This is a genomic window from Bacteroides sp. 1_1_30, from assembly GCF_020982715.1.
Classification (GTDB): Bacteria; Bacteroidota; Bacteroidia; order Bacteroidales; family Bacteroidaceae; genus Bacteroides; species Bacteroides xylanisolvens.
Map to the genome: position 1 here is coordinate 1 of NZ_JAJKHN010000092.1, position 24,466 is coordinate 24,466.

The window sequence follows — 24,466 nt, forward strand, 5'->3', positions numbered from 1 at the left end:
GCATAATTGTATACAGTTCCGCCCTTTCAGGGCTTGTGGCTGGTGTGTCTTTTTCGTAGGGCGTTGCCCTACGCTATGTAATTAAGCCCTTTCAGGGCACCCCAATAAATATATAATTGTAAGGCTTTCAGCCTAACTGCTAAATTCCCATTTATCATTTCAATTTAAAACGGTATACAACCATGGAAGCGGCCTCCAGTTCGAGCGGTTGATTCAGGTCCAGTCCGACTTCCGTCTCTACCGGTTGGACTTCATTCGGGGTAAACGGGGTGTTTTCTTTTCCCGGAACCAGTACCAGGCTTGTTTTATGTGCCTTGACGGGACGTTTGAAGCCGGAAACTTCCGGTTGTAGAGTGACTTTTTTATCCTGCAGGTTTATCAGTTTCAGGATATATTGTTTGCTGGCCGTATCATATCCCATCGTAACAAAGATGTTCTGCAAACCTTCTATATCCTTGATCGCTGCATCCAGACACACGTCAAACGTGTTATCCCTGAACATCTTTGCCAGATAGAAGAAGGAAGTCTTTACGCTACTGTCTACTCCATTAATCAACATCGGCAGGAAGATACGGTGTTCCAGAAAGTCCCAATGCCTCATCACCGGACGTTCGGCAAACAAAGGATTCAGATCGCCGTTGCGTTCTATTGACATACGGATGGCTCCGGTAGCCAGCAGGTTATAAGGATATTTTCCGCTAATACCCAATTCGCCGATAAATAGATCGGCAACACCCCGTTTGTAGTTATCAAAACGATAATGCTGTTCGCAAGCCCATTCGATTGAGTTATAATAATGCTCATCGAACACTTTTACATTCTTCGGGTTGACAAAATTGGGAATATCTTTCCGTTTGTCGTCATTCTCTCTTCCGACTACACGGATGACACTATTGGCTATATAAACCAAGTCGGGGTATTTGGCGGACAACGCCTGATAGATTTTTTCATAACGTTCCCAATACACAGGTCCGAAATCTTCATTTCCAATCTCGATATATTTTAGCGGGAAAGGAGCAGGATGACCGTTCTTTGCCCGTTCGGCTCCCCATTTCGTAGTTGTATCACCAATGGCATACTCGATGGCATCCAACGCATCCTGGATATAAGCGTCCAGATCGACATCAATGTGTCTGAAATTCCACTGTGGACTTTGCTTCACCCAACCGCTGCAAATCATACCCGTAGGCATCACATACATCGCATCGGCTCCCACATATTCGCACAATTCATAAAACTCATGATAACCGATTCCGTCGGTACGGTAATAAGGCGCCCATTTGCTCCACTGTCCCGGACGGTTTTCGATCGGTCCGAGCGTCTTCTTCCAGTGATACATCGTTTCTTCATTGACTCCGTGTACGATGCATCCGCCCGGAAAACGAATGAAACAGGGAGCAAACTCTTTCAGATTTTGAACAATATCTTTACGGAATACGGATTTCCCCTCATTCCAGGTATCAGAGGGAAACAGGGAAACGACATCTATCTGAAATTGTCCTTTCGACATAGGCTGAATAGCAAGCATTCCGCGCTGGACGTTCTTTTCCGGTTTCAGTTCGCCCGTATATTTTGTCCAGTCCCGATTCTCTATATTCACTTCGATCACATTGCTCACCTGCTGTCCCAGTTCGTCAACTAGAAATACACGCAACGGGGCGGAATAATTCCTGCTTTTCAGAAACAGGGAAAGGCGATAAGACGTATCTGTTTTCAGATTCATTCCATAATATCCACGGTTGAGAATCAGAGCATCCGGGTGATTCGCAATATCTTCCGTAACATTCACCAGCATCGAATACTTGTTTTCCTCACTCATCGGATCTGTTTCCGTACGACTGACAAACACAGGTGCATAAGATAACGGATAAGTCGTCCATCCAATCAACGGATCGGCCTGAAACACTTTCTTCTCTTTAACACGGGGAGCCGGAACATTTTCATACAACCCGTTCTTTACTGATAATCCGGCAGGCGGTGTTGCTTCTTCAAACGAACGGTTACGTATCAGTTCGGCGTGCAGGGCGCCCTCACCCATCATTCCTATTTCCTCATAATGGAAACCGTACTTTACGGGAGCCACTTTGCGGGTTTTCGATTTATTGATGTACAATGTTCCATCGGATGAAGACGGAAAAGAACTATTCGCATATACCAGAGGTAATGTGAAGAACAGACCGATACCCAACGTAAGGGATTTTAATGTCGGATGATTCATAGCATTGTGTTTTTAGAGTTTCACATTGCAAATGTGGTCTTTTCTATCCAAGAAAAACAGAAAAATAATGCTTAATACCTGCAATCATGTATAAAAATCAGCTGCCGGACAGCAAACTGAACATGAGTGCTGTCCGTTTGAACAATTCTACGACTGTTCCAAACAAAAAAAAACGTATCTTTGGTCATGAAATTAAATCCGTAAAGCCATGAGAACCACTGCCCTTAAAATCGTCCTCTCCTTTAGTCTCGTGCTCTTAAACGCCAGCCTGTCGACAGGACAGATACAATATAATAATATACGCTTCAAACAACTAAGCATAGCCGAAGGACTCCCGCATAATACTATCAATGCGATTACCCAAGACAATCACGGATTCATCTGGTTCGGCACACGCAACGGCTTGTGCCGCTTCGACGGTTATAATATTAACCTGTTTGCACACAATGAGGCCGACAGCACCTCGCTCTGCCACGACTTTATCACCCGTCTGTATAACGATTCACTCCGCAACGTTCTATGGATCTCCACCGATCAGGGTATCTGCAGCTACGACTACCGGACGGAAGATTTTACCCGTTACCGGATTAAAGGAAATACCAAAGATGATGTTTGTTTCCTGAACACCAGTGACGGGATGCTCTTGGCGGCCTGTAGTAACGGACTCTACCACTACAATGAACAGGACAGCCTGTTCGTTCCTTTCCTTCTCAATGAAGAGAAACCGCATGTGAGATATTTTGCAGAAGACGGAGATAAAACCCTATGGATTGACACCAACAAAGGACTGATGCGATACAGTCTGGAGAAGAAACAGTTCGTTTCGCTCCCTACCCTAATCCAGCCTTTTGCACAGCAATGTAACAATGCCGTGTTGATCTCGTCCAACCAGCTTTTATTCAATACCAATAATGATTTCTTCGTTTACCACATACAAAGCAATACTCTGTGCAATCTCTCCAAAGATCTGGAAGTAAAAGATTTCCGGTGTGCGTCAACCGACCATACCGGGAATATATGGGTAGGAACGGAGTATGGCATCTTCGTGTTCAACAAACTCTACCAACTGATTGCACACTACGAACAATCCGAACGGGATTTAAGTGCCCTGAACGATTCGCCCATTTACAGTCTTTATCAGGATAAGGCCCACAACATGTGGGTGGGAACCTATTTCGGAGGGGTCAACTATTATATATTCGGCTCCGACCAGTTCCGGATATATCCATACGGAGGCAGTTTCAATCATTTGAGCGGAAAAGCAGTCCGCCAGATTATCAATGCGCCGGACAACGGATTGTACATCGCTACGGAGGATGGCGGATTGAATTACCTGAACAGTAAAAAAGAGATTACCCGCGCCGAACGGCTTCACAAACAGATGCAAATCTACGCCAAGAACATACACTCTCTATGGCTCGACAAAGATAACAGCCTATGGCTCGGACTGTTCCTGAAAGGAGCTCTTCACTATATACCGCATTTAAACCGTACGGTAGACTATAATCTATTGTCGGAAGAGGTTTCGTCCGGCTTCTGCATCATCGAAGACAAGAACGACCACGTTTGGTACGGAGGGCCTTCAGGCTTATTCCTGATCGACAAGAAAAAAGCCAATGCCCGTCCGGAAAAGATTTCACCGCTCCGTATTTTCAACCTGGTACAATTCAATGACAGCATACTTTGGGCAGGAACCCGGAAAGGCAGTATGTTCCAGATAAATACCCGTACGCTGAAAGTTACCTCACTCCCTATCTTGCCGCACACCGATCTCTATGTAACCTATATCTACCCCGATTCACACCAACGGATATGGATAGGGACAGACAACAACGGGCTTTATGTATCAGACCGCAACGGAAGCATCATCGCTTCTTACAGCAAAGAGCAGCTGGGCTCGAATGCCATTAAAGGCATCATAGAAGATGAAATGAACAACATCTGGGTAGGAACCGGAAGCGGGCTCTGCTGCATCAATCCACAGATGGAAAATATCGACCGTTATACCACAGCCGACGGACTGCCGATTAACCAGTTCAACTACTCCTCCGCCTGTAAGAAGCCCGACGGAGAGCTGTATTTCGGAACCATCAACGGCATGATTTCTTTTTATCCGGAACAGGTACGCTCCGTCAATCCTCATTTCAACATTGCCCTGACTGCTATATGGAGCAACAGCGAATATATGTCGCCCAACAACGAGAAAGCGTCCATTCCTTCCTCCATCTCCGAACTGACAGAGATTACCCTGACACACGACCAGGCCCAATCCCTGCGTCTCGAATATTCCGGACTGAATTATCAATATACCTACAACACTCAATATGCCATGAAAATGGAAGGTATCGACAAGGACTGGCAGTTTGTGGGCAACCAGCATCAGGTACGCTTTTCAAACCTGCCTTCAGGAAGGTATATTTTAAAGATCAAAGCCAGCAAAGACGGTATTCACTGGGACGAAACGGGACAAAAGGACCTTGCCATCAGAATCCTCCCACCCTGGTGGCTATCGCCGGGAGCGTATTTTGTATATGCATTGCTCTCCTTATTAATCATCTACGCCGCCTACCGATATACCAAAACGCGTATTATCCTGCTCATGCGACTGAAAACGGAACATGAACAGCGTGTCAACATGGAGAACATGAATCAACAGAAAATAAATTTCTTCACATACATCTCCCATGATCTGAAAACACCATTAACCCTGATTTTATCACCTCTACAACGATTGATCCAGCAGCCGCAGATTAGTAACAACGACAAGGAGAAACTGGAAGTTATCTACCGCAACGCCAACCGGATGAATTATCTGATTAACGAACTATTGACATTCAGTAAAATCGAAATGAAACAGATGCATATCAGCGTCCGTAAAGGAGATATCATGCACTTTCTGGAGGAACTCTCCCATATCTTCGACATCGTAGCCGGAGAACGGGAAATCGACTTTATCGTCAGTCTGGAAGATACCAAAGAGGAAGTCTGGTTCTCGCCTTCCAAACTGGAACGGATTCTTTATAATTTGCTCTCGAACGCATTTAAATACACACAACCCGGCGGATACGTCAGATTGAGTGCCAAACTGATTAAAGAGGAGAAAGAAACCATGGTTCAAATCTCCGTCAAGGACAGCGGCAGAGGAATTCCCAAAGACGTTCAGGAACAAATATTCGAGAGCTACTACCAGGTCGAAAAACGCGACCACCGCGAGGGATTCGGCTTGGGACTTTCGCTCACCCGTTCGCTCATCCACATGCATAAAGGAGAAATACGGGTAGAGAGCGAGGTCAACAAAGGTTCGGACTTTATCGTCACCCTGAACGTATCGGAGGATGCCTACGCACCCGACGAACGCTCTTCCGAAAACATCACGACAGAAGAAATACAAAAATACAACCAGCGAATCAAAGAGACAATCGAACTCATCCCCGAAAAGCTGACCAACAAAGAGAAAGACTCCGGCAGAGAATCTATCATGATTGTGGAGGATAATAAAGAGATGAATGATTACCTCGCCAGTATATTCGGTGAGAAATATGACATCATACGTGCCTACAACGGAGCGGAAGCCTGCAAGAAGATAGCCAGACAACTGCCGAATCTGATTATATCGGACTTAATGATGCCGGTGATGGACGGACTGGAATTCACGGAACGCGTCAAGCAAGATGTAACGACCAGCCATATCCCCGTTATCCTCCTGACTGCCAAAACAGATGAGAACGACCATACAGAAGGCTATCTGCGGGGAGCGGACGCCTATATCACTAAACCTTTCAACGCCAAGAACCTGGAGTTGCTGGTACAGAATATCCAAAAGAGCCGGAAACAGAATATCGAGCACTTCAAACAGGCGGAAGAACTGAACATCAAGCAAATCACCAACAATCCACGGGATGAGGTATTTATGAAAGAACTGGTAGAACTGATTATGGCGAACCTCACCAAGGAAGATTTTGGAGTAACTGAAATCACAGCCCATCTCCGCATCAGCCGTAGTCTGCTGCACATGAAACTGAAATCACTCACGGGATGCTCCATCACACAGTTTATACGGACCATCAAGATGAAGGAAGCCAAAACCCATTTACTGAACGGCATGAATGTTTCCGAAGCCTCATTCGCTGTCGGTATATCAGACCCGAATTACTTTACAAAATGTTTCAAAAAGGAATTTAATATCACTCCGACAGAGTTTCTCAAGCAATTGAAGTAATTCGCCGGAACTGGCACTTGTAAATCTCCTTATACTCTACAAAGTTTGAAAAAGAATACGTAACTTTGTAGTAATTATGAGTGAAAGTCAGAATATTGAATATAAGGAATCGTGGAGAGACGAATATCTAAAGTGGATTTGTGGTTTTGCAAATGCACAAGGTGGACGTATCTATATCGGTATAGACGATAACCAACAAGTGGTTGGTGTAGCAGACACCAAACGACTGATGGAAGACATTCCTAATAAGATTGTTAACTACCTGGACATTGTAGCTGATGTAAATCTTTTGCATAAAGAGGATAAAGACTACATCGAGATTGCCGTGCAACCGTGTAATTTGCCTATCGCTTATCACGGTATATATCATTATCGTAGCGGTTCTACCAAACAGGAGTTGAAAGGTGCAGCCTTGCAACAGTTTTTGCTTCGCAAAATGGGGCATTCGTGGGATGATATTGAAAACGAAAGAGCTACATTGGATGACATCGACCGCCAAGCTATTGATTTCTTTTTGCGTAAAGCCGTCGATGCCGGACGTATGCCTGTAGATTCATTGAATGAAACTACGGAAAAAGTACTCTCTAATCTGAATCTTATCGGTGGGGAAGGTAAGTTGCGCAATGCTGCTTTACTTCTATTCGGCAAAAATCCTGCAAAGTTTTTCACCAGTGTGCAATTTCGTATTGGGAGGTTTGGTCGTGATGAAGCCGACCTGATGTTTCAAGATGTAGTGGATGGAAATATCATTCAGATGACCGATCGCGTGATAGAAGTATTGAAATCCAAGAATGATGACCCTTTAAATGACCCTTTAAATGACCCTTTAAAACTATCATCATTAGAAAAAGACATATTAAAATTGATAGTAAAAGATAATCAGTCAACATATGATAATCTAGCCATATCTTTATCTGTTTCCAGTGCTACGATCAAGAGAGCATTTCGCAACTTAAAAGTGAATGGCTGCATTATTCGAAAAGGCTCGAAAAAGATAGGTTATTGGATGATAACAGAAAAAGGAAAATCTATTCTAAAGTAGATCGTAAGCTAATTTAAGCGATATAAACCTAACAGAATGTCTAAAAAACATCACCGGTAATCAGCCTGCAACATCGTTGATTCAGCTAATTACCGGCGACAGATAGACACCTATAATCGACTAATACCTATTCTACCATTCCTGGAAGCGTAAATCAGCTTCCGGATTCTGACGACGAATCAGTTCCTCGTCAACCTGATAAGTGACGCCACCTTTCGTGTACTTATAAGAAAGCGTAAACTTTGGCTGCTTTCCTACAAATTCCAACGATTCGGCTGCAGGATCTAATGAGGCGGACGCATCTATGATAGCAACACTTCCTCCGGCTTCGATAGTAACGCTTCCGTCCGGATTGACTGTCAGATTTACCGACTCATTATTTTCCAATGTGTTTCCGAAACCCGGTCTGCGTAATTTGTTTCTACCTAACGAAACAAAGTCGCGGGTCATATTCTGACTCAAATCCTTGTTATTGTATTCAGTCACCTGCTGGGTGGATAAGTTAGTAACTTTCCCTTTCACAAAGTATGTCCCATGATACTGGCTGACGAACTTGACAACTACAATGCTGTAATCCTTCAACTGACCGTTCACGTCGGTACTTACTTCATCCTGATTATGATCGACCAGCCGGAAAGGGATGGCATAATGCTTATCCAAAGCGGCATCGTCATTATAGAAAGCATCGGAGAAAGTCACTTTCACATCTGCTATTGCCAGATTCGGATTGCTAATTGTCATCTTGTTCGGATTAGCCAACTGATAATAGTTTTCCGGCATCAGTGTCAAGCCCGTACCCTCCAGTAAAGACGGATCAATCTCGAACGTAGCCCAATCATCGGTATGCACCTCTCTTTTACCGCCAATAGCCACTCCTACCTTTATCGACATATCTGTATCGGCTACCAGTGTCCGCAAAGGTTTTTGCGAAGCAAAGTACACAGAACTCTCATCGTAGTCCTTTTCATAATCGTCATAACAAGCAGTCATCAGAACGCTTATCAGCCCTATCCATAATATATTTAGTCTTTTCATTGTAAATAAGTATTTATATCAACAGCACGTTATTCCCAACCCTGATTATTCATTAGATTCTTATTCTTTTCCAGCTCTGCATACGGTAATGGCATGAAATAGTTTTTCACTTCATATTTCCGTTGTTCCACTTTCTGTACTTTGAAGCTGAATGTGCCATCTTCATTGCGGGTAACGGCAACACCCTCCACCTCTTCGTTCAACGGTAATACCCAACGACGCATATCAAAATAACGATGATTCTCGAAAGTAAATTCCAAGCGACGTTCGTTCTGAATCAACTTTCTGAACGAGTCCTTACTTTGAGCCATTTCATCCAGATAAAGATCAAAATTGATACCCCCGGCTTGCGAACGGATTGTTTTCAATATTTCGTATGCAGAATACAGGCATCCTTCGGCTTTCACCGTCGGGTTGCCCCAAGCCTCATTGGCAGCTTCGGCAAAGTTAAGAAGAACTTCCGATTTCCGTAACAAAGGATTGTAATGAACCGAGTTTAACGTCTGAATCGGATTCAGCATAGCCGATTTCTTGGAAACGAATTTAGCCAGATAATAACCCGTACGTGTAGCATTCTCACTAAACGAAGGAGAATCTTTTCCACCCTCGGACATATCCAACGGCTGACCGGAATCGCCAAATGTAGCACTATGATAGTAGACATTCAGCGCAAAGCGATTATCCAGTACGGCATAAAGCTGCGTCAGATCGAAATCAGGATCAGACAGATCGACACCGGAACGAACATCGGTTGCCGGATAACCATTCTTCGCATAAAAAGCCTTTACCAGATTATGAGAAGGAGTGGCACGGGCACTTCCGTAGTAGAACGGCGGGAAATGAAGGCCTTCCAACAGGTTATTATTAAAATATCTGCGGAAAGCATAATCGGAACTTTCCGTCTGAACATCGGCAATGGAGGAAGCCGTAACAGGAACATAAGTTCCGAAACCTTCCATGCCCAGAATCTTATTGATCTCTTTGGCTACCGCTTCCCATTTTGCTTGGTAAACCGTAGGGTTCAGTATTTCGAATTGTCCCATGCCGGTGATCTTCGTCACGTCATCATCCTGCATGGCAGGGCTTGCGCTATATAAAAGCGCACGACTTTTCAGAACAGCTGCCGCCGCTTTCGTGGCACGACCGATTTGTGTATTACCGAACTCCAAGTCATCTCCCTGATACACGTTCGGCAATAACTCGATGGCATTATTCAAATCGTTGACGATAAAATCGACTGTTGCCTGATAAGTAGGACGAAGAAATTCACCGTTCTGCGCGGCCTCATCCTGCGAAATAAAATGATCTGCCAACGGAATACCCAACGCTTTTCCATTCTTCGCCTTTCCGCCGTACATCTTCAATAGCTCAAAATGCCACCATGCACGCAGGAAATACGATTCACCTTCCAGACGCAGCTTGATTTGCTTGTCCACTTCCGGGTCGGTGCGGTTGTACTGCACTTGGTCGGTTAAGCCGTTTTCGAGGAAAGAGTTTACATAGTTCAGCATGTTGTACGCATTACTCCAGTTTCCGATTGGGTTGTTAAACGCTGTCATCCCACCCATATTTAATTTATAGACAGAAGAGCTGCGCAGATTAGTCACTGCATTATCGGTAGCACAATCCAGAAAGTTATCTTCAAAACAATCCGGACGGTTGGCTATGCCATTATAAGCTTTATATAGTACGCCTTGAGCAAGTTCCGGCACTCTCCAGGTATCAGAGTCTCCGATCTGCCATGTCACCTTTGTATCCAATGTGTCGTCACAAGCACAAAAGAGAAACAGACCTGCTAAAACGCAACTTCCTAATATATGTTTCATATTGCCATCTATTAATTGTTCAAAATTAAAATACAAAAGAGACTCCGCCTGTAAAAGTACGCGTCACCGGGTAGTTTGTCACACCGGCATTCAGCAATTCAGGATCCAAATCTTTCACGGAAGAAAGCACAAACAAATTTGCACCACGAGCGAAAACCTTCATCTTCTTCACGACCGAACTTGGGGAGAACTGATTGAACGTGTAGCTCAATTCAACATTCTTCATACGGAAGAAGCTTGTATTCTTCAACCAGAAAGAAGAATTGCGGAAATTGTTCTCACCGGCAGTGGTTGTCAGGCGCGGATAACTTCCGGTCGGATTGTTTGCCGGATGATAACGATCTAATGCCAGTTTAGAGTATTTACCTTCTCCATTGTTCCAATAATAAGCATTTGTTGCCCAAGTGTGAACGCCCAGTTCGGAATATCCCTGAAGATACAATCCCCAGCCTTTGTAACTTACATTGAAATCGATGCCCAATGTAGTACGTGGGAATGAGTTTCCGAGTTCCTTTACGTCACGACCGTCAATGATCTTATCGCCGTTCAGGTCTTTGTAGGCGATGTCGCCTTCCTGATAATCGGCAAACGTCTGGGGGGCATGTCCGTTGATGGCTACATCTTTGCCAAATAATCCTTCGGCAACCAGTCCCATCATAGCATCGGTAGAACGCCCCACTGTATAACGGTATTCTTCACCATGTTTCACCTGGTTCCATTTCAATACTTTATTCTTAGACCATACGAAATTAGCTCCTACCGAATAAGACCAGTCGTTGATACGGTCGCTCCAAGTGAACATTCCTTCTATACCATGATTCAAGACGGAGCCCATGTTATCCTGGTAGGTAAAGTTGCCAGTATAATCCCCGTAAGAGGCATCAACAGAACCGATGATGTCCGTATGTTTCTCACGGAAATAGTTCATTTCGGTATATAAGCGGTTGTTCAGGAACAAGCCTTCCACACCGATGTTCCATTCTGCTGCCTTTTCCCATTTCAGGTTCGGATTGCCCGCACGGACAAAAGTGGAATAGTAAGCCGTAGCGCCATTGTTCGTTGTTCCGAACCGGAAGCTGCCGTCTTGCGACCAGGCACGTTCATACAATAAATGTTCAGTGCTTCTGTCATAGCCCAATATACCGGCGCTGGTTTTCAGTTTCAGGAAGTTCACGTATTCATTGTCTTTCAGGAAATCTTCATTGCTTAGAATCCAGGCAAGGCCACCCGCAGTCGAGAAGAAGTATTTATTTCCCGATTTGAAACGGTTGCTTCCCATCAATGCCATGTCGGCTTCCACAGCATAACGGCGGTCATACATATAGTTTAAGCGCAATGCGTAGTTTGCATTGATGATGTCCTGGGTCACTCCCTGATTCGTTGTTTTCGAGTACATGTAAGTCAGCCGTGCCGATACATCATGCTTTTGGTTGAATGTATTCTCGTATGCGGCAAAGGCATTCCAACCCAATGTCTGCTGCAAGGTAGTCGACTTCCGACTCTGTGAAGTGGCTACATCTGTTTTCTTCATCTGGGTGTACATGATCTGTTCCTCACCGGCAAAGTTACGATATGTTTTGATGGCATACGTCGGATAGACTTTGCTCAAAGAGAGTTGCAGGTAATCATAGTTGTCGAAAGAAAGGAAAGCACCGGCTTTCAACCCTTTTGTCAGCATATCAAGATCGAATTTCAAACCGATATTGGTCTGGCTGCGTGTATAACGCTCATCCGTATATCCTCCGTACATTGTTTCCGCGTATGCATTCATCGGACGCAGCAGACTTGCGCCAAACAAAGGAATTCCGTCCGAGCTGGCTAGTCCGGTTTCTTCCGGTGACATAGTCAGCGGGTATTCATTCGGACGATGCGTAGACAGGGCCGTAAATACCTGACCACAGTCCAATTGCCCCCATTTACGCATTTCCATACGTCCGGCAACGTCTGCGGATATAGTCAGGAAATCCGTTACATTGAAGTCGAGGTTTCCGCGAAGAGTCAGACGGTGCAGTTGCGGAGTATAGGTAACGTCTTCAAATCCGCTACCTCCTACATATCCGGCAATCAGGGCATAACGCACTCTGTCGGTACCTCCCGTCATATCGAACGATACTTTCCGATAGTTGGCATTTTTGTTCAATAACTGATCGTACAAATCGACGTTCGGATACAATAGGTCATTGGCTCCTTTGGAGTTTTTATATCCTTCCAGTTGTTTCTGATTATAGTAAGGAGTCAATCCGTCATTTGCACGCGCTTCATTGTACAGATTAGCATACTGATAAGAATTCAGAAAATCAGGAGTACGCGTCATCTGTACCACACCTGCTTCGGCGGTTGCGTTATAAATGCGGCGGTTGGCCTTTCCTCTGCGGGTAGTCACCCAAAGTACGCCATTCGCAGCACGCGCCCCATAAAGAATCTTGGCAGTGGCATCTTTCAGCAACTCGATACGTTCGATTTCTTCAGGAATCAAATCCGCTGCCGGACGTTCCACACCATCGATGATAACGATAGCTGTATTCTCCGACATGCCATGCTGGCCACGGATAAATAAATCAGGCGTATTGTTCCCCAATCCGCTGACTGTGGAGCGAACTTGCAGACCTAACATTTTACCTTGCAGCATATTCGTCAGCGTCAAATCAGGGAAGGTTCCGAACTGTCCGTTCTCCAGTACGCTCGTTGCGCCTACTTCATTCCCTTTATACGTCTTGCCACCATCGGCTCTATTCACCAGCGATTCTTCGGTCAGAAACAGAGGCTCTTTCTTCAATACAATCTTTTCAGGAACGATATTGCTGCCTGTCAGCTTATACACTTTATCTTCATATCCCAAAGCCTCCACCATAACGGTTGCGTCATTCTCGACCTTCGTCTGAAAACGTCCCTTTGCATCTGTATATAGAACGACTGCGCCTTCTCCACAAATGATAGAAACATTCTTCAACGGGCTACCTTTCTCGTCGGTAACAATAGAAACGACTTCCACCAAAGGCTTCTTCGCCGACTTTCTCTTTGATTTATTTTGTGCGAAAGTCAGGCTAGAGCCAACGATAAGGACAAATATGAGCCCTATCAGTCTTATATATCTAATCTTGTTTCTCATATACTTTTCTTTATTTATAGGTATCACCATCCGGGGTTCTGTTGAAGATTATCCAAAGCCGCCACTTCATCCATCGGCAGCGGATACCAATAATTACGCTTGTTAAACGTCCGCACGGCTGTCCTCACCGGAACATACTCGTAAGTAAAGTCAGTCAACTTATAAGTGCAGGCTTTTTCCACTTTCAACTGGTCGGCCGTATAAGAATGGTTGATCGGAGTTGCTTTGACACCCATGATCGGATATTCACCCTTAAACAGTTCTTCAGCAATCATCCAACGACGGATATCATACCAGCGGTGTCCTTCGAACATCAATTCCACACCACGTTCCCGCCGATAAGCTTCTCTAAAGTCAACTCCATCCGGTAGTTCGCCAATTCCGGCTCTTACACGGATTTTATTCAAAGCCTGACGGGCCGACATCGTACAACCCGTAACGACTGCATCCGGATCACCTGTCGCTTCGTATGAAGCCTCTGCCATATCCAGATAAACTTGCGAAACACGAATGTACACAGCCACCAGACGATATAATTGGAAACCAGCTTCGCCAAACAAAGGCACACTTGCTTCCGGCCAGATGAACTTCTTGCACATATATCCGGTCTGTTGAGAGCCTCTCGTAAACTGATTGGTAGAAATGAAGTTCTCGGAGTAACCACCCGAATAAGTAGTCAGATAATAGGGAACACCCTGTAAATTCTTCCCCCATTGCTCACCGGGCACAAGGATATTATTCGTGAAGCGAGGGTCTCTATCCGAATAAGGATTGGTAGTCTTTACCGCATCATAACCGGAACGCGGATCAGTAATCGGATAGTATTTACCGTCGGCTCCCTTACGTTCGTACATATCTACCGCATTTTGTGTCGGAGCATTATAAGGAGTACCTTCGGCACCGGTTTTATTATCGTATGGTTGTGTCAGCCATTGCGCTCTGACGAAAGCAGACCAGTTGCCATGATGCCAACGCAGGAACCATAAGTATTCCGGTTGTGCGAATTGATTGGAATTAGGCATTAATTGAATACTACGATATTCGTCATGATTCATCAGGCGATAATATTCGTGACTTTCAATAGCATTGATCGCCTTTTGCGCACTACGGGCAGCTTCAGCAGCCATCTCTTTTCCATATCCTTTGTTTTCAATAGAATTCAGGTCATTCTGCATCAAAGGGCTGGCAGCATACAGCTGTGTCATCGCTTTTAATGCCATGGCGCTTACTCTGTCAGGCCGTCCATGTTCCTCGTCAGGCCAGCTTATAGGTAAATATTCAATGGCTTTATCCAAGTCAGTCTGCATCCAAGCATTGGATTCCTGATAAGTTTTACGAGGAAAGTCAAAGTCGTCCGATGCTCCCCAAAGCTGGTCAAAGATGGGCATTCCGCCATATCGTTTGATAATCTCAAAATAGAAGTAGGCACGCAGGAAATGAGCCTGTCCCAACAGTTTTCTCCTTTGGTCGTCTGTGATGGATTTCACTTGATCTACTCCGCTAATTACACGGTTCACGATACGAAGTCCGGTATAAGCACGAGAAATAGCACTTTTGAAATTCTTCCCATCACTTTTACTTCCTATTTCGAAACGTGTACCGGCATTCTCCAGCCAGTTACCTGCATTGACAAACTTCGACGGATCATTATCGCGAACAGATGCATATTCATCCGATAAATTACCTACCGTTACGTATGTATTCGAATAAGAGTTGATACCATGTGTAAAGATTAATATATCATCATTTTGAAAGATGCGGTCCATGAACCCTAACAAACTGCTATAATCTTTATAAACATCATCTTCGGAAAGTCCGTCATCGGGAGAGCGGTCCAGATAGTCCTCACAACTTCCTACAAACAACCCCAATAGAATGATCCATATCCAATTCAACTTATGTCTTCTCATATCAGTAAATTTAAAGTGTCTCATAATCCTAATCTAAAACCAATGTTATAACGTCTCACCACCGGATAAACATTCTGTCCCGAATGTTCGGGGTCACGGCGGGAATCACCTTTTGAGAACGTCAACAAATTGGTACCGTTGACATATACTTGCAGTTTTGTCAGACGTAAAGGCTGCAACCAACGCTTCGGAATCTGATAATTCACTTCCAGGTTCTTCAAGCGAAGATAAGCATGGTTGGTATATGTGTATGTACTAGCCACCGAATTATAACTTCTCTGAACATGAATACTGGGGCGAATCGGACCGCCTTGAATCGGAGCATCGGCTGTCCATGTATTCAACGTATTTGGTTGAGCCTTGATATTACCTTCCGGAAAATCCCATAAATAGGAAGGAATCGCTTCTTTATAAACGTCCATAGCACTGTACCACAACATATTGAATCCGATTCCTTTGTAAGAACCTCCCAATGTAAATCCGAGGGTAGTAGTCGGATAGTTCAGGTTTTTCATCGGAACCATATCCTTAGCATCAATCATGCCGTCACCATTATAATCGATGTAATACAAGTCTCCCGGAATCAATGTATTATGTGTACCATTGGCAATAGTGGACTGCGCCGAGTTATAAATATCATCCAATGACTGGAAGTTTCCTGTTGCCAGGTATTTATTCACATATCCGATTGACTTTCCGGCTTTTTTCAAATATTCGCTCTGATTCTTCGGGTCATCAATAAAGACAACACGGTTCTCACTGGTTGCAAAATTAAACTTCGCGTAATAATTAAACTTTCCGATACGGTCGTTCCAAGCAATATCCAGTTCAAGACCGTGATTTTTAGTCTTACCCAGATTCACCTGCGGAAAAGCAATACCACTATCGGCCCATGACGGAATCGTATTACGTGTCATCAAAATGTTATTACGCTTTTCATCGAACAAGTCCACAGTAAAGTTTAGTTTACCCCACAAACCTATTTCGATACCGATATTCTGCTTAATAGATTCTTCCCAGGTAGCATCGGGGTCGGCCAATTTTCCTTCTTTGTATAAAGGTCCCCAGTTACTGGTCTGATATTTACCAAACTGCGCATTGGCAGATAGTTGCTCAAACTTCTGAATATAGTTGAAACGGGTAGCACCTTTATCATTACCAACTACTCCATACGAATAGCGCACTTTCAGGTTGGTCAGTACACCTTTGGTCAATTTCTTTACCCATGGTTCTTCACTGATACGCCAACCAATAGAGGCAGAGGGGAAGAATCCGAAACGGCGTCCCGGAGCAAATTTTTCCGAACCAGTGTAGGCACCGTTAAATTCAGCAAGATAACGCTCTTTGAAGTTGTAAGTGACACGGCCTACCCAGTCTTCTTCGTAAGCCGGGAAGTTCATCACACCCGAATTAGCAGTATTGGTTGATTCGTTCATCTTACGGTTAAACACAAATAAGGCGCTTACATCGTGATCGCCAAACTGGCGACTATAATTCAATGCTAATTCGTAATAAAGTTTACGTCCGTAAGCCTTGAAACCGTCATAAACACCACCAACAGGCAAATCTCCGGGAGCATTTTCATCCGGATAGCGTTTCTCGGTATAATTATAAGTAATTGTTCCGTCAGCATTATAAATAGGATTGGCGTAATCATACACACGATTAATACGAATATGTGTACGTTGGGCAACCAAATCGTCTTTACCCAAAACCTTACCCGGCATCAACTGGGTGGTCCATGAAGAAGAAGTAGTGTAAGACAATGATGCTTTCAATGACAGTCCCTTTGTAATAAAGTCCAGCTTCTGATTCAAGATTACATCGTAAAAACCTTGATGTTGCTTAATATTACGACTACCTCCTTCGTTCATCAGACAGGCTATATTTTGATCGGAGCTTAACCCGTCTCCCCATATTCCATTACTATATTTAATCGGAAATTCATTACTTGGAGCCGTAAAGAACGTTTTAAAAAAACGTTCATCCGGAGAATCGACATTCTCATAATAAGACGGTTGGTTCTGATAACCCATCTTACCGGCCACATTGAACGAAAGTTTAGTAGTACTTGTGATATTGAAGTCGAAATTACTACGCCAGTTATAACGACGGTAAGAGAAGGAAGGATCGAAATCCTCTTGTTTGGTAGTATTAAAAATATCTCCGTCATGCAAATAACCCAAAGATACGAAATAACTCATTTTCTTCGTACCACCACGTACATTAAGATTATAAGCCTGTTCATAACCTACATTCTTTACCAGTTCTTTCCACCAGTCCACTTCGGGAAAGACATCGTTATATGGACCGTAATTTCCGGTAGCATACGCATTTTCCCATGCGGTAATGGTAGATTCGGGAACCATTGCTCCCCAGTTACCATCATTAGCCTGTGCCCTGTTATACTGTTTCATAGAGGTCACATAGTCAGACCATTCAGGAGCAGCAGAAGGTTGTTTAAAACCGAAGTTAGCTGTGAATGAGATTTCCGGCTTCTGTTCGAGTCCGCGTTTGGTTGTCAACAAGATAACGCCGTTCGCACCTTTCACACCGTAAACCGCAGTTGCCGAAGCATCTTTCAGTACAGAAATAGATTCGATTTCATTCACATCTACATCGTTGAAGTCACGTTCGATACCGTCCACCAATACCAGTGGTTCCGCTTCTCCCCAGGTAGACTTACCACGAATCAATAAAGAAGCCTTATCGGCTCCCGGCTTTGAAGTGGAATTGATGGCAACCACACCCGGCATCTGACCTTGCAAAGCTTCGGAAACGGAGTTCACGCTACCTATCTTTAATAAATCATCTCCTTTTGCAGTAGCAATGGAACCGACACTGGACACCTTTTTCTGTACACCGTATCCAACCACTACCACTTCTTCCAGGGTCTCCGTATCTTCTCCTAAAGAGATTACGCCTAAAGTCGTTTTATTCTTTAAATCCAGTTCCAGAGTTTTATAACCCACATAAGAAATGACAAGTATGTCTCCTTTTGATGCCTTCACAGTAAAATTACCGTCAAAATCAGTAATCGTACCGCTTCCCGTACCTTTCACGCGAACACTGACGCCAATCATCGGTTCACCAGATACTGCATCCTTCACTTGTCCCTTCCAATAGTCTTGTTGTGCCTGCACGTCCAGCGCACAAAACAAAAAGCAACAAAGACATAAGAAAGAAAAATAAAGTCTGTCTCTTTTCATAAACATTATTTTTAACTGTTAACAAATTCTTTATCTCAAGACACAAATTAAGCGGGAAAATCTTCAAATGAAAGGGAAGAATCTCCTTAAAACCCGTACAAATGTGCAAAATAGATTTCTCTACTACATTTCTGAACAAATCATTTCCACATTGGCTTTATGACGTGCTCTTTGTCTACGGTGATATTGTATATGCCATCGTTTCCTTTCTTCAGGATGAGCGGAACAATACGTGTTTTACGAGGAGACACGGTGGAATCCGAACGATGAACGTGGTAAACATAGTAATATTTTCCATCCAGCCCTTTAAATACATCTCCATGTCCTGATCCGTTTTCTCCTACGAGGCTGCGATGAATGATCGGACTGTTCGGGTGCTTCTTCCACGGACCGAAAGGGGAAGAAGCAGTAGCATAGCCTACCGAATAGTCGATATTCATAAAATGATTGGCAGAATAGAAAAGATAATATACCCCGTCCCACTTCATAACAGTCGGCCCTTCCATCACCGGTGCAGACTTATAGTTCGGAGTCTTTTCCCAAGGCTCCGTACAGTCCATACATTGTTTCAATGTTTCCGGTTTGATACTTCCCTTCTTTATGTCAAACTCGGCTACCCAAAGGTAATTACCTTTATTAAAGCGGACATGATACAGGTAGTATTTTCCATCATCATCCTTAAATAGGAAAGAGTCTATATTCTTAGCGGAAGCGTCTATCGGCTTGACTTCCTTCTGCCGGAAAGGACCGAACACTGATTTTGAGGAAGCAATTACTGTTTGCTCATTAGCGGTATAAGTGAAATAATAAGTTCTTTTATCCTTAAAGTATTGAGGTGCCCAGAAGCCTTTTTCACCGAAAGCTTGGTCTCCCTTTCTCAATATAAGTTGCAAATCTTTTCCATTAGGCACAGTCCAATGCTTCAAGTCGGTCGATTCGAGGATAGCAAAACCCTGCGGTTCCCGATTGCGTGTACCTGTGAGATAATACTTTCCGTTCTCCACAAAGATAGTGGGATCGGCAAAGAATATTTCTTTCCATGAATCCGCCCATGATTGGGTGATAGATACACATATCACCGCTAATATGAAAATTACTTTTTGGATAGTCTTACATTCTTTCATAAACATATTTCTTACGATTTATTTTATAAAACCATTTATTGAGCCAATTCCCAAACCAAACGAGGCTTCTCTCCTGAAAGATCCCAAATAGACTCATCCCATTGAAGAGCCTTTACTGCTGCCATAAGAGTAGGTATGGTAGAAAGTCCGTTATAACGGTCAGCACCATTAACAGTTGCCGAATAATTTGGAACTACCTCATCTACTATTGCAGGTGTATTAGCTGAAAAACGGCACTCCATATTCGGATTGGCATAACAATTATTTGCCTCATTTTTATCGAAACGTCCGCATACTCTTCCTGATTTAGGTGCACCATTCGAATATAAGGAAGAATTCCAAGCCACACAACGTGTCACTGTTACTCCTGTTCCTTTATTGGCAAGTCCCAAAATGCCTCCTACTTGATTTTGAGCAGCAATTTCACATTCAGAGTAACAATGTGAGATGAGCGCTGTTGGGCTCGGCTCTACAAGTCCTGCAATACCAGCTCCGGGATTCGGAGGTGTAACATTAGGATAGGACTTAGCCACTCCTGATGAATAACAATGAGTAACAGTACCCTGAAACATCCTGCTTACAATACCACCAACACATGACTTTGTGACAATATCTCCTACAAAATAACATTGAGTAATAGTAGCGCCTCCTTTTGCTTCTCCACAAATACCACCAGCAGACCATGTAGCATTAATACTCATTTCTGAAGAACATTGATAGATTTTACTTTCCGCTCCTTGAATTCTTCCGCATATACCACCAGCTTGTCCATTCTCCCAAGCAGTCGGTCCTGTTCCTGAAGTCAGATTTATCGTACCAGATACCCGTACATTTTCAACAACTCCTGCCGCTGAAGCATTTCCAACATGTCCGGCAAGAACTCCTGTCAACTTTTGATTGGCTGTAATCTGCGCATTTTCAAAGTTTATATTGGAACACTTACCAACCAACAATCCAAAGAATCCCTGATTAACAGAAGAGGAAGTATTTACTTTCAGATTACGAATCGTATGTCCGCCTCCATCCAATACAAGTTGTTTGGAAACCGAGGTCTCTATCGGTTGCCAGTCTACACCTTGCAAATCAATATCATTCTCTATCTTGGCATAGATCGTCTTACCATCTTTGAGTTTCTCTCCGAGAGTTATCAAGTCGCTCGTTGTCGCCACGGTATAAGGGTTGTCGATTTCTCCCTGTTTCTGTTGCAGGAAGAAAGTCATTGTACTTTTCTCTTGATTGACTGCAAGATCGTCGGAAACCAGTTTCAAACCGAGAACGTATTTCTTTGATCCGTCAAGCGTACCTAAATCATGGAAGCGCAAATTTACCATACGCAGGACATCGTCCCCCTTAAAATTAAAATTATTTCCATCCAGATCATAATATTCCACAGGTAAGAGGTGATATTCTTCACCAAACTCTTTGGCATCGACAACAGCCAATTTCGCCTTTGCTTCTTTTTCGCAATGGCTTTTCTCCACCATAATGTTATATTGGTATTCCGGCTCATCCAGATATAAATCATATTTGCCTGTCTGATAAAGCGACAAGGTAATATTGGAATAGGTAACTTCAGCCTTTTCCGGCTGTGTCAGATCCATGACTTCACCACATGATATCAACGAAAACACCATTAATGACGCTACAATAGGAATGTATCTTTTCATAATATCTTTCTTTTAATTATTAAAAACAGGGATTACTATACCGACGTTATCTCCTGACAACCAAACTTTATCTCCGTCTATACGAACTACCTCCATCTCCATCCCTTCTTTGAGGAAAGAAACTCCTTGGAATGAGAATTCAGTCTTTATCTTTTGACCAACAGCCGTGGGCTTCCCGTCAAACTTCACATGAATGTATTTGCTTTGATCCGAATTTTGTAGGCGATAAGTCAACCGTTTAGGATTAATTGCAGCCTGAAGTTGTTCCTGCTCTGTAAAAGTACAAATTCCATCCAAACTATAAAACCCAACTTCGGTATATCCTGTTATATTCTTCTTATCAACCCCGTTTTCGGCATATTCCGTCTCCGCACAAGAGGTGAAAGCCAACAAACATACCAACACTACATATATTACTTTCATAAGCGAATAAATTTAAGATAATTACTTTCTAATAGTTGTCGACAATATTTCTACCGATCCATCCTTATAAGTCACTTCGGCGGTAAGTATTTGTCCGTTCAGGTTCTTATTCACTATATTGATTTCCTGTCCATCCAGCTTTACTTTATAAGATGAGACATCAGCCGGCAAATTTAATAGTTGTACTAACATATATTCATCCACTTGTTGATATTTCAACAAAGGAAACTTTCCTGTTACAGACTTGGTCTTAACATCATCCTTCCACAACACGGCATCATCCGATTTCAGCAATGCTACATGGTAGGCAGTTCCGGGAACAAGATTTTCAACCAATGTATAGTCATTCTCCGAATCAAGCGACCGACGTACTACCTCTGTTCCATTTTCATCTGTTACTGACAATATACCTGTTTTATCGGCTCCATTCCCCCAACGAATGAACAATTCCCGTTGCCCTCCGACAAGGCTGGAAACTGCCAATCCATCCCGGGCAGCGATGAAATCGGGATACAGCAATGGATTGGGATTGTAGAATCCGTCTGCATCCAGTCCTAAATAACGGGAAAAATAAATTCCTCCAAGTTCCCACATTTCAGTCTTCGCATCGTAAACAGCTCTCGCTCCACCGGGAACCACACTAAAACGTCCGGTAATGGCATACGTATCATATTTCTTGAACACCTCATAAAAAGTTTTATACCAATTCTTCGGATACCAGGAATAACTCTCAAAAAGGCTCTTGAACTCGGTTGCACTGACCGGTGTACCGGCATTAGCTTTTTCAGCTATCAGATTAAGGTATTCGTAAATTTTCATCCCGGCCGTATAACCATGCTTGGTTCCCCATTCTCCCAGTGCGTCGGCTACATGAGGATTTAAAGCACGTACCATAGAGAATTCCGTGCAAATCAGTTTCTTTGTTACACCATATTTATCGCGGATAATACGGAAATCATCTTCCGCCTGGTTGATTTTCAATGCGTGAACGTGTAAGTCGAGCCCTACAACATTAGGATTGTTATTAACCACAGAGACTACCGCAGGTACCGTTTCGCTCTTCGGCAATTCGGATACACGGTTCAATGCTCCGGCATAAATATCAAATGTCCATCCATTAGCCTGTTTCCAGGCAGTCAGCCGATTGGCAAACTCATTCAGAAATGCCCGATAATCCTCACCGTCCGCATGACAGAGATCGGTATCCAATGCATTCTCCCATTCCGGTTCGTTACCCATGACAAGTATTTCAATATTCTTCGCCATATCATAGGTTTTCAGTAATACTTCAGTTGCCTGAAATATGTACTCCATCTCCTTAGTTCCTACTTTGGGAACCGTGTCGGTATATAATTCAAAAGGTATTTTCAGGCTCAATATAAATTTCACACGGTCGCCCAACGCTTTCTTGGCCTGAATAAATTTCAATGTAGGAATATGTGTCCTGATGGCATTTTCTTTCACACCAACAATCTTCCCGTTTTCATTCTGAAGAAACAGATTGGGGATATTGACAAATCCTCTCACCCAACTCACTTTCGACTGTTTCAACATCTCTATTTCCGTAATCGGGTAATCTATATTTTCATTATAGTTCGCCCCCAAATCCTGCGCCTTTGTTCCCATCGAACATAAGAACAGCAATACAAACATTAAAAAAGCTTTCATTTTCATATACATACTTCAAGGTTAATTGTCCGACATCGAACAGAACAAAGGTAGAGAAATAAATCCCGGTAGAATAGAACGATTGTTTTATCAACGGGATTTATGTTCAGAATAAACATTTGACCTTATTTTAATGGTTCTTCTTCTACTTCGCTGCGATAATAACCGTCCACTTCAGCAAAGAAATTCTGCTTCAGGGAGTCCAGAAGTTCGGGCTGTTGTGCCGCCATATTCTGTTGTTGAGTCCGGTCGGCTTTTACATTAAATAATCCGTATTCACCCAGATTACCCAATTCATTTCCGGTCAGGTTTCGTTCGGAACCTTTATAAGGAGGCATCATAATCCAGTCGCCCGAACGATAAGCCATACGTCCTTGCGCTTCCAGCACTACATCCTTGCGGGCAGTCTGCTCTTTTCCGAAGAAAGCATCCAGATAGTTCCGACTATCCAAACCTTCCGGCAAATCGGCATGTATCATCGAACCCAGAGAAGCGAGAATATCTACCTGGCAAACCAGTGCATCAGACACAACCGGCTGAATCTTTCCTTTCCAATAAACAAACAAAGGAATATGCGTACCACCGTCGAACAAACTATATTTACCTCCGCGCAGACCTCCTGCAGGAAGGTGATCGCCTGCCAATTCGGGAGCTCCGTCTTTGTAACCGTCATTCAGAACCGGCCCGTTATCACTGGAGAAGATAATCAGTGTCTTTTCCAACAATCCTTCTTTCTTCAAGTGGGCAAGCAGTTCGCCGACACACCAGTCTGCCTCAACGATGGCATCGCCACGAGGCCCCATCGTTGTTTTGCCCACAAATCGCTGGTGGGGAGCACGAGGTACGTGAGGTTCGTGCAAGCCATAATACAGGAAGAAAGGAGCATTTTTGTGTTCAGTCACAAAGTTCTTTACCTTATCTACAAAATAGTCGGCCATATCCTCGTCTTTCCAACGGGCTTTCTGACCGCCTTTCATATATCCGATACGGGGAATTCCGTTTACTATAGAGTTATT

13 protein-coding genes are annotated in these 24,466 nt (G+C 43.6%); 2 read left to right on the forward strand and 11 right to left on the reverse strand.

From position 1 onward, the window contains the following. Nucleotides 1-154: 154 nt before the first annotated feature. Nucleotides 155-2,218, reverse strand: a complete 2,064-nt coding sequence (locus LPH68_RS21460; protein ID WP_151920825.1) for an alpha-L-arabinofuranosidase C-terminal domain-containing protein — start codon at nucleotides 2,216-2,218, stop codon at nucleotides 155-157. Between the two features lie 208 nt (nucleotides 2,219-2,426). Between LPH68_RS21460 and LPH68_RS21465 the strand changes: the two genes are divergently transcribed. Continuing rightward, the gene (locus LPH68_RS21465) at nucleotides 2,427-6,437 is read left to right on the forward strand and encodes a two-component regulator propeller domain-containing protein (protein WP_008018953.1); all 4,011 of its coding nucleotides are present in this window, start codon (nucleotides 2,427-2,429) and stop codon (nucleotides 6,435-6,437) included. Nucleotides 6,438-6,513: 76 nt separating this feature from the next. Next, nucleotides 6,514-7,479: a helix-turn-helix domain-containing protein gene (locus LPH68_RS21470; RefSeq protein WP_004317389.1), complete on the forward strand. Its 966-nt coding sequence runs from the start codon at nucleotides 6,514-6,516 to the stop codon at nucleotides 7,477-7,479. A gap of 132 nt (nucleotides 7,480-7,611) precedes the next feature. Here LPH68_RS21470 and LPH68_RS21475 read toward each other — a convergent pair whose 3' ends face one another. The 10 genes from LPH68_RS21475 to LPH68_RS21520 form a co-directional block, all read right to left on the reverse strand. Further along, nucleotides 7,612-8,514, reverse strand: coding sequence for a BT_3987 domain-containing protein (locus LPH68_RS21475; RefSeq protein WP_151920827.1), 903 nt, complete (start codon nucleotides 8,512-8,514; stop codon nucleotides 7,612-7,614). Nucleotides 8,515-8,543: 29 nt separating this feature from the next. Beyond that, on the reverse strand, nucleotides 8,544-10,340 hold the full coding sequence (locus tag LPH68_RS21480) for a RagB/SusD family nutrient uptake outer membrane protein (protein WP_004307747.1): 1,797 nt from the start codon (nucleotides 10,338-10,340) through the stop codon (nucleotides 8,544-8,546). 25 nt (nucleotides 10,341-10,365) lie between these two features. Beyond that, entirely contained in the window at nucleotides 10,366-13,449 is a 3,084-nt protein-coding gene (locus LPH68_RS21485) for a SusC/RagA family TonB-linked outer membrane protein (RefSeq protein WP_151923070.1), read from the reverse strand. Between the two features lie 23 nt (nucleotides 13,450-13,472). Further along, a complete protein-coding gene (locus tag LPH68_RS21490; protein WP_151923071.1) occupies nucleotides 13,473-15,359 on the reverse strand; it encodes a RagB/SusD family nutrient uptake outer membrane protein in 1,887 nt (628 codons plus the stop codon). A gap of 20 nt (nucleotides 15,360-15,379) precedes the next feature. Beyond that, nucleotides 15,380-18,568, reverse strand: a complete 3,189-nt coding sequence (locus LPH68_RS21495; protein WP_151923072.1) for a TonB-dependent receptor — start codon at nucleotides 18,566-18,568, stop codon at nucleotides 15,380-15,382. A 140-nt stretch (nucleotides 18,569-18,708) separates the two neighbouring features. Next, entirely contained in the window at nucleotides 18,709-19,692 is a 984-nt protein-coding gene (locus tag LPH68_RS21500) for a glycoside hydrolase family 43 protein (RefSeq protein ID WP_118408732.1), read from the reverse strand. Nucleotides 19,693-19,727: 35 nt separating this feature from the next. Further along, nucleotides 19,728-21,359: a DUF1735 domain-containing protein gene (locus tag LPH68_RS21505; RefSeq protein ID WP_151923073.1), complete on the reverse strand. Its 1,632-nt coding sequence runs from the start codon at nucleotides 21,357-21,359 to the stop codon at nucleotides 19,728-19,730. A gap of 12 nt (nucleotides 21,360-21,371) precedes the next feature. Continuing rightward, nucleotides 21,372-21,782, reverse strand: coding sequence for a hypothetical protein (locus LPH68_RS21510; RefSeq protein ID WP_074556622.1), 411 nt, complete (start codon nucleotides 21,780-21,782; stop codon nucleotides 21,372-21,374). A 21-nt stretch (nucleotides 21,783-21,803) separates the two neighbouring features. Further along, a complete protein-coding gene (locus LPH68_RS21515) occupies nucleotides 21,804-23,462 on the reverse strand; it encodes a hypothetical protein (protein ID WP_151923074.1) in 1,659 nt (552 codons plus the stop codon). 113 nt (nucleotides 23,463-23,575) lie between these two features. Next, a partial coding sequence (locus LPH68_RS21520) for a sulfatase-like hydrolase/transferase (protein ID WP_230297127.1) occupies nucleotides 23,576-24,466 on the reverse strand: 891 nt, incomplete at its 5' end.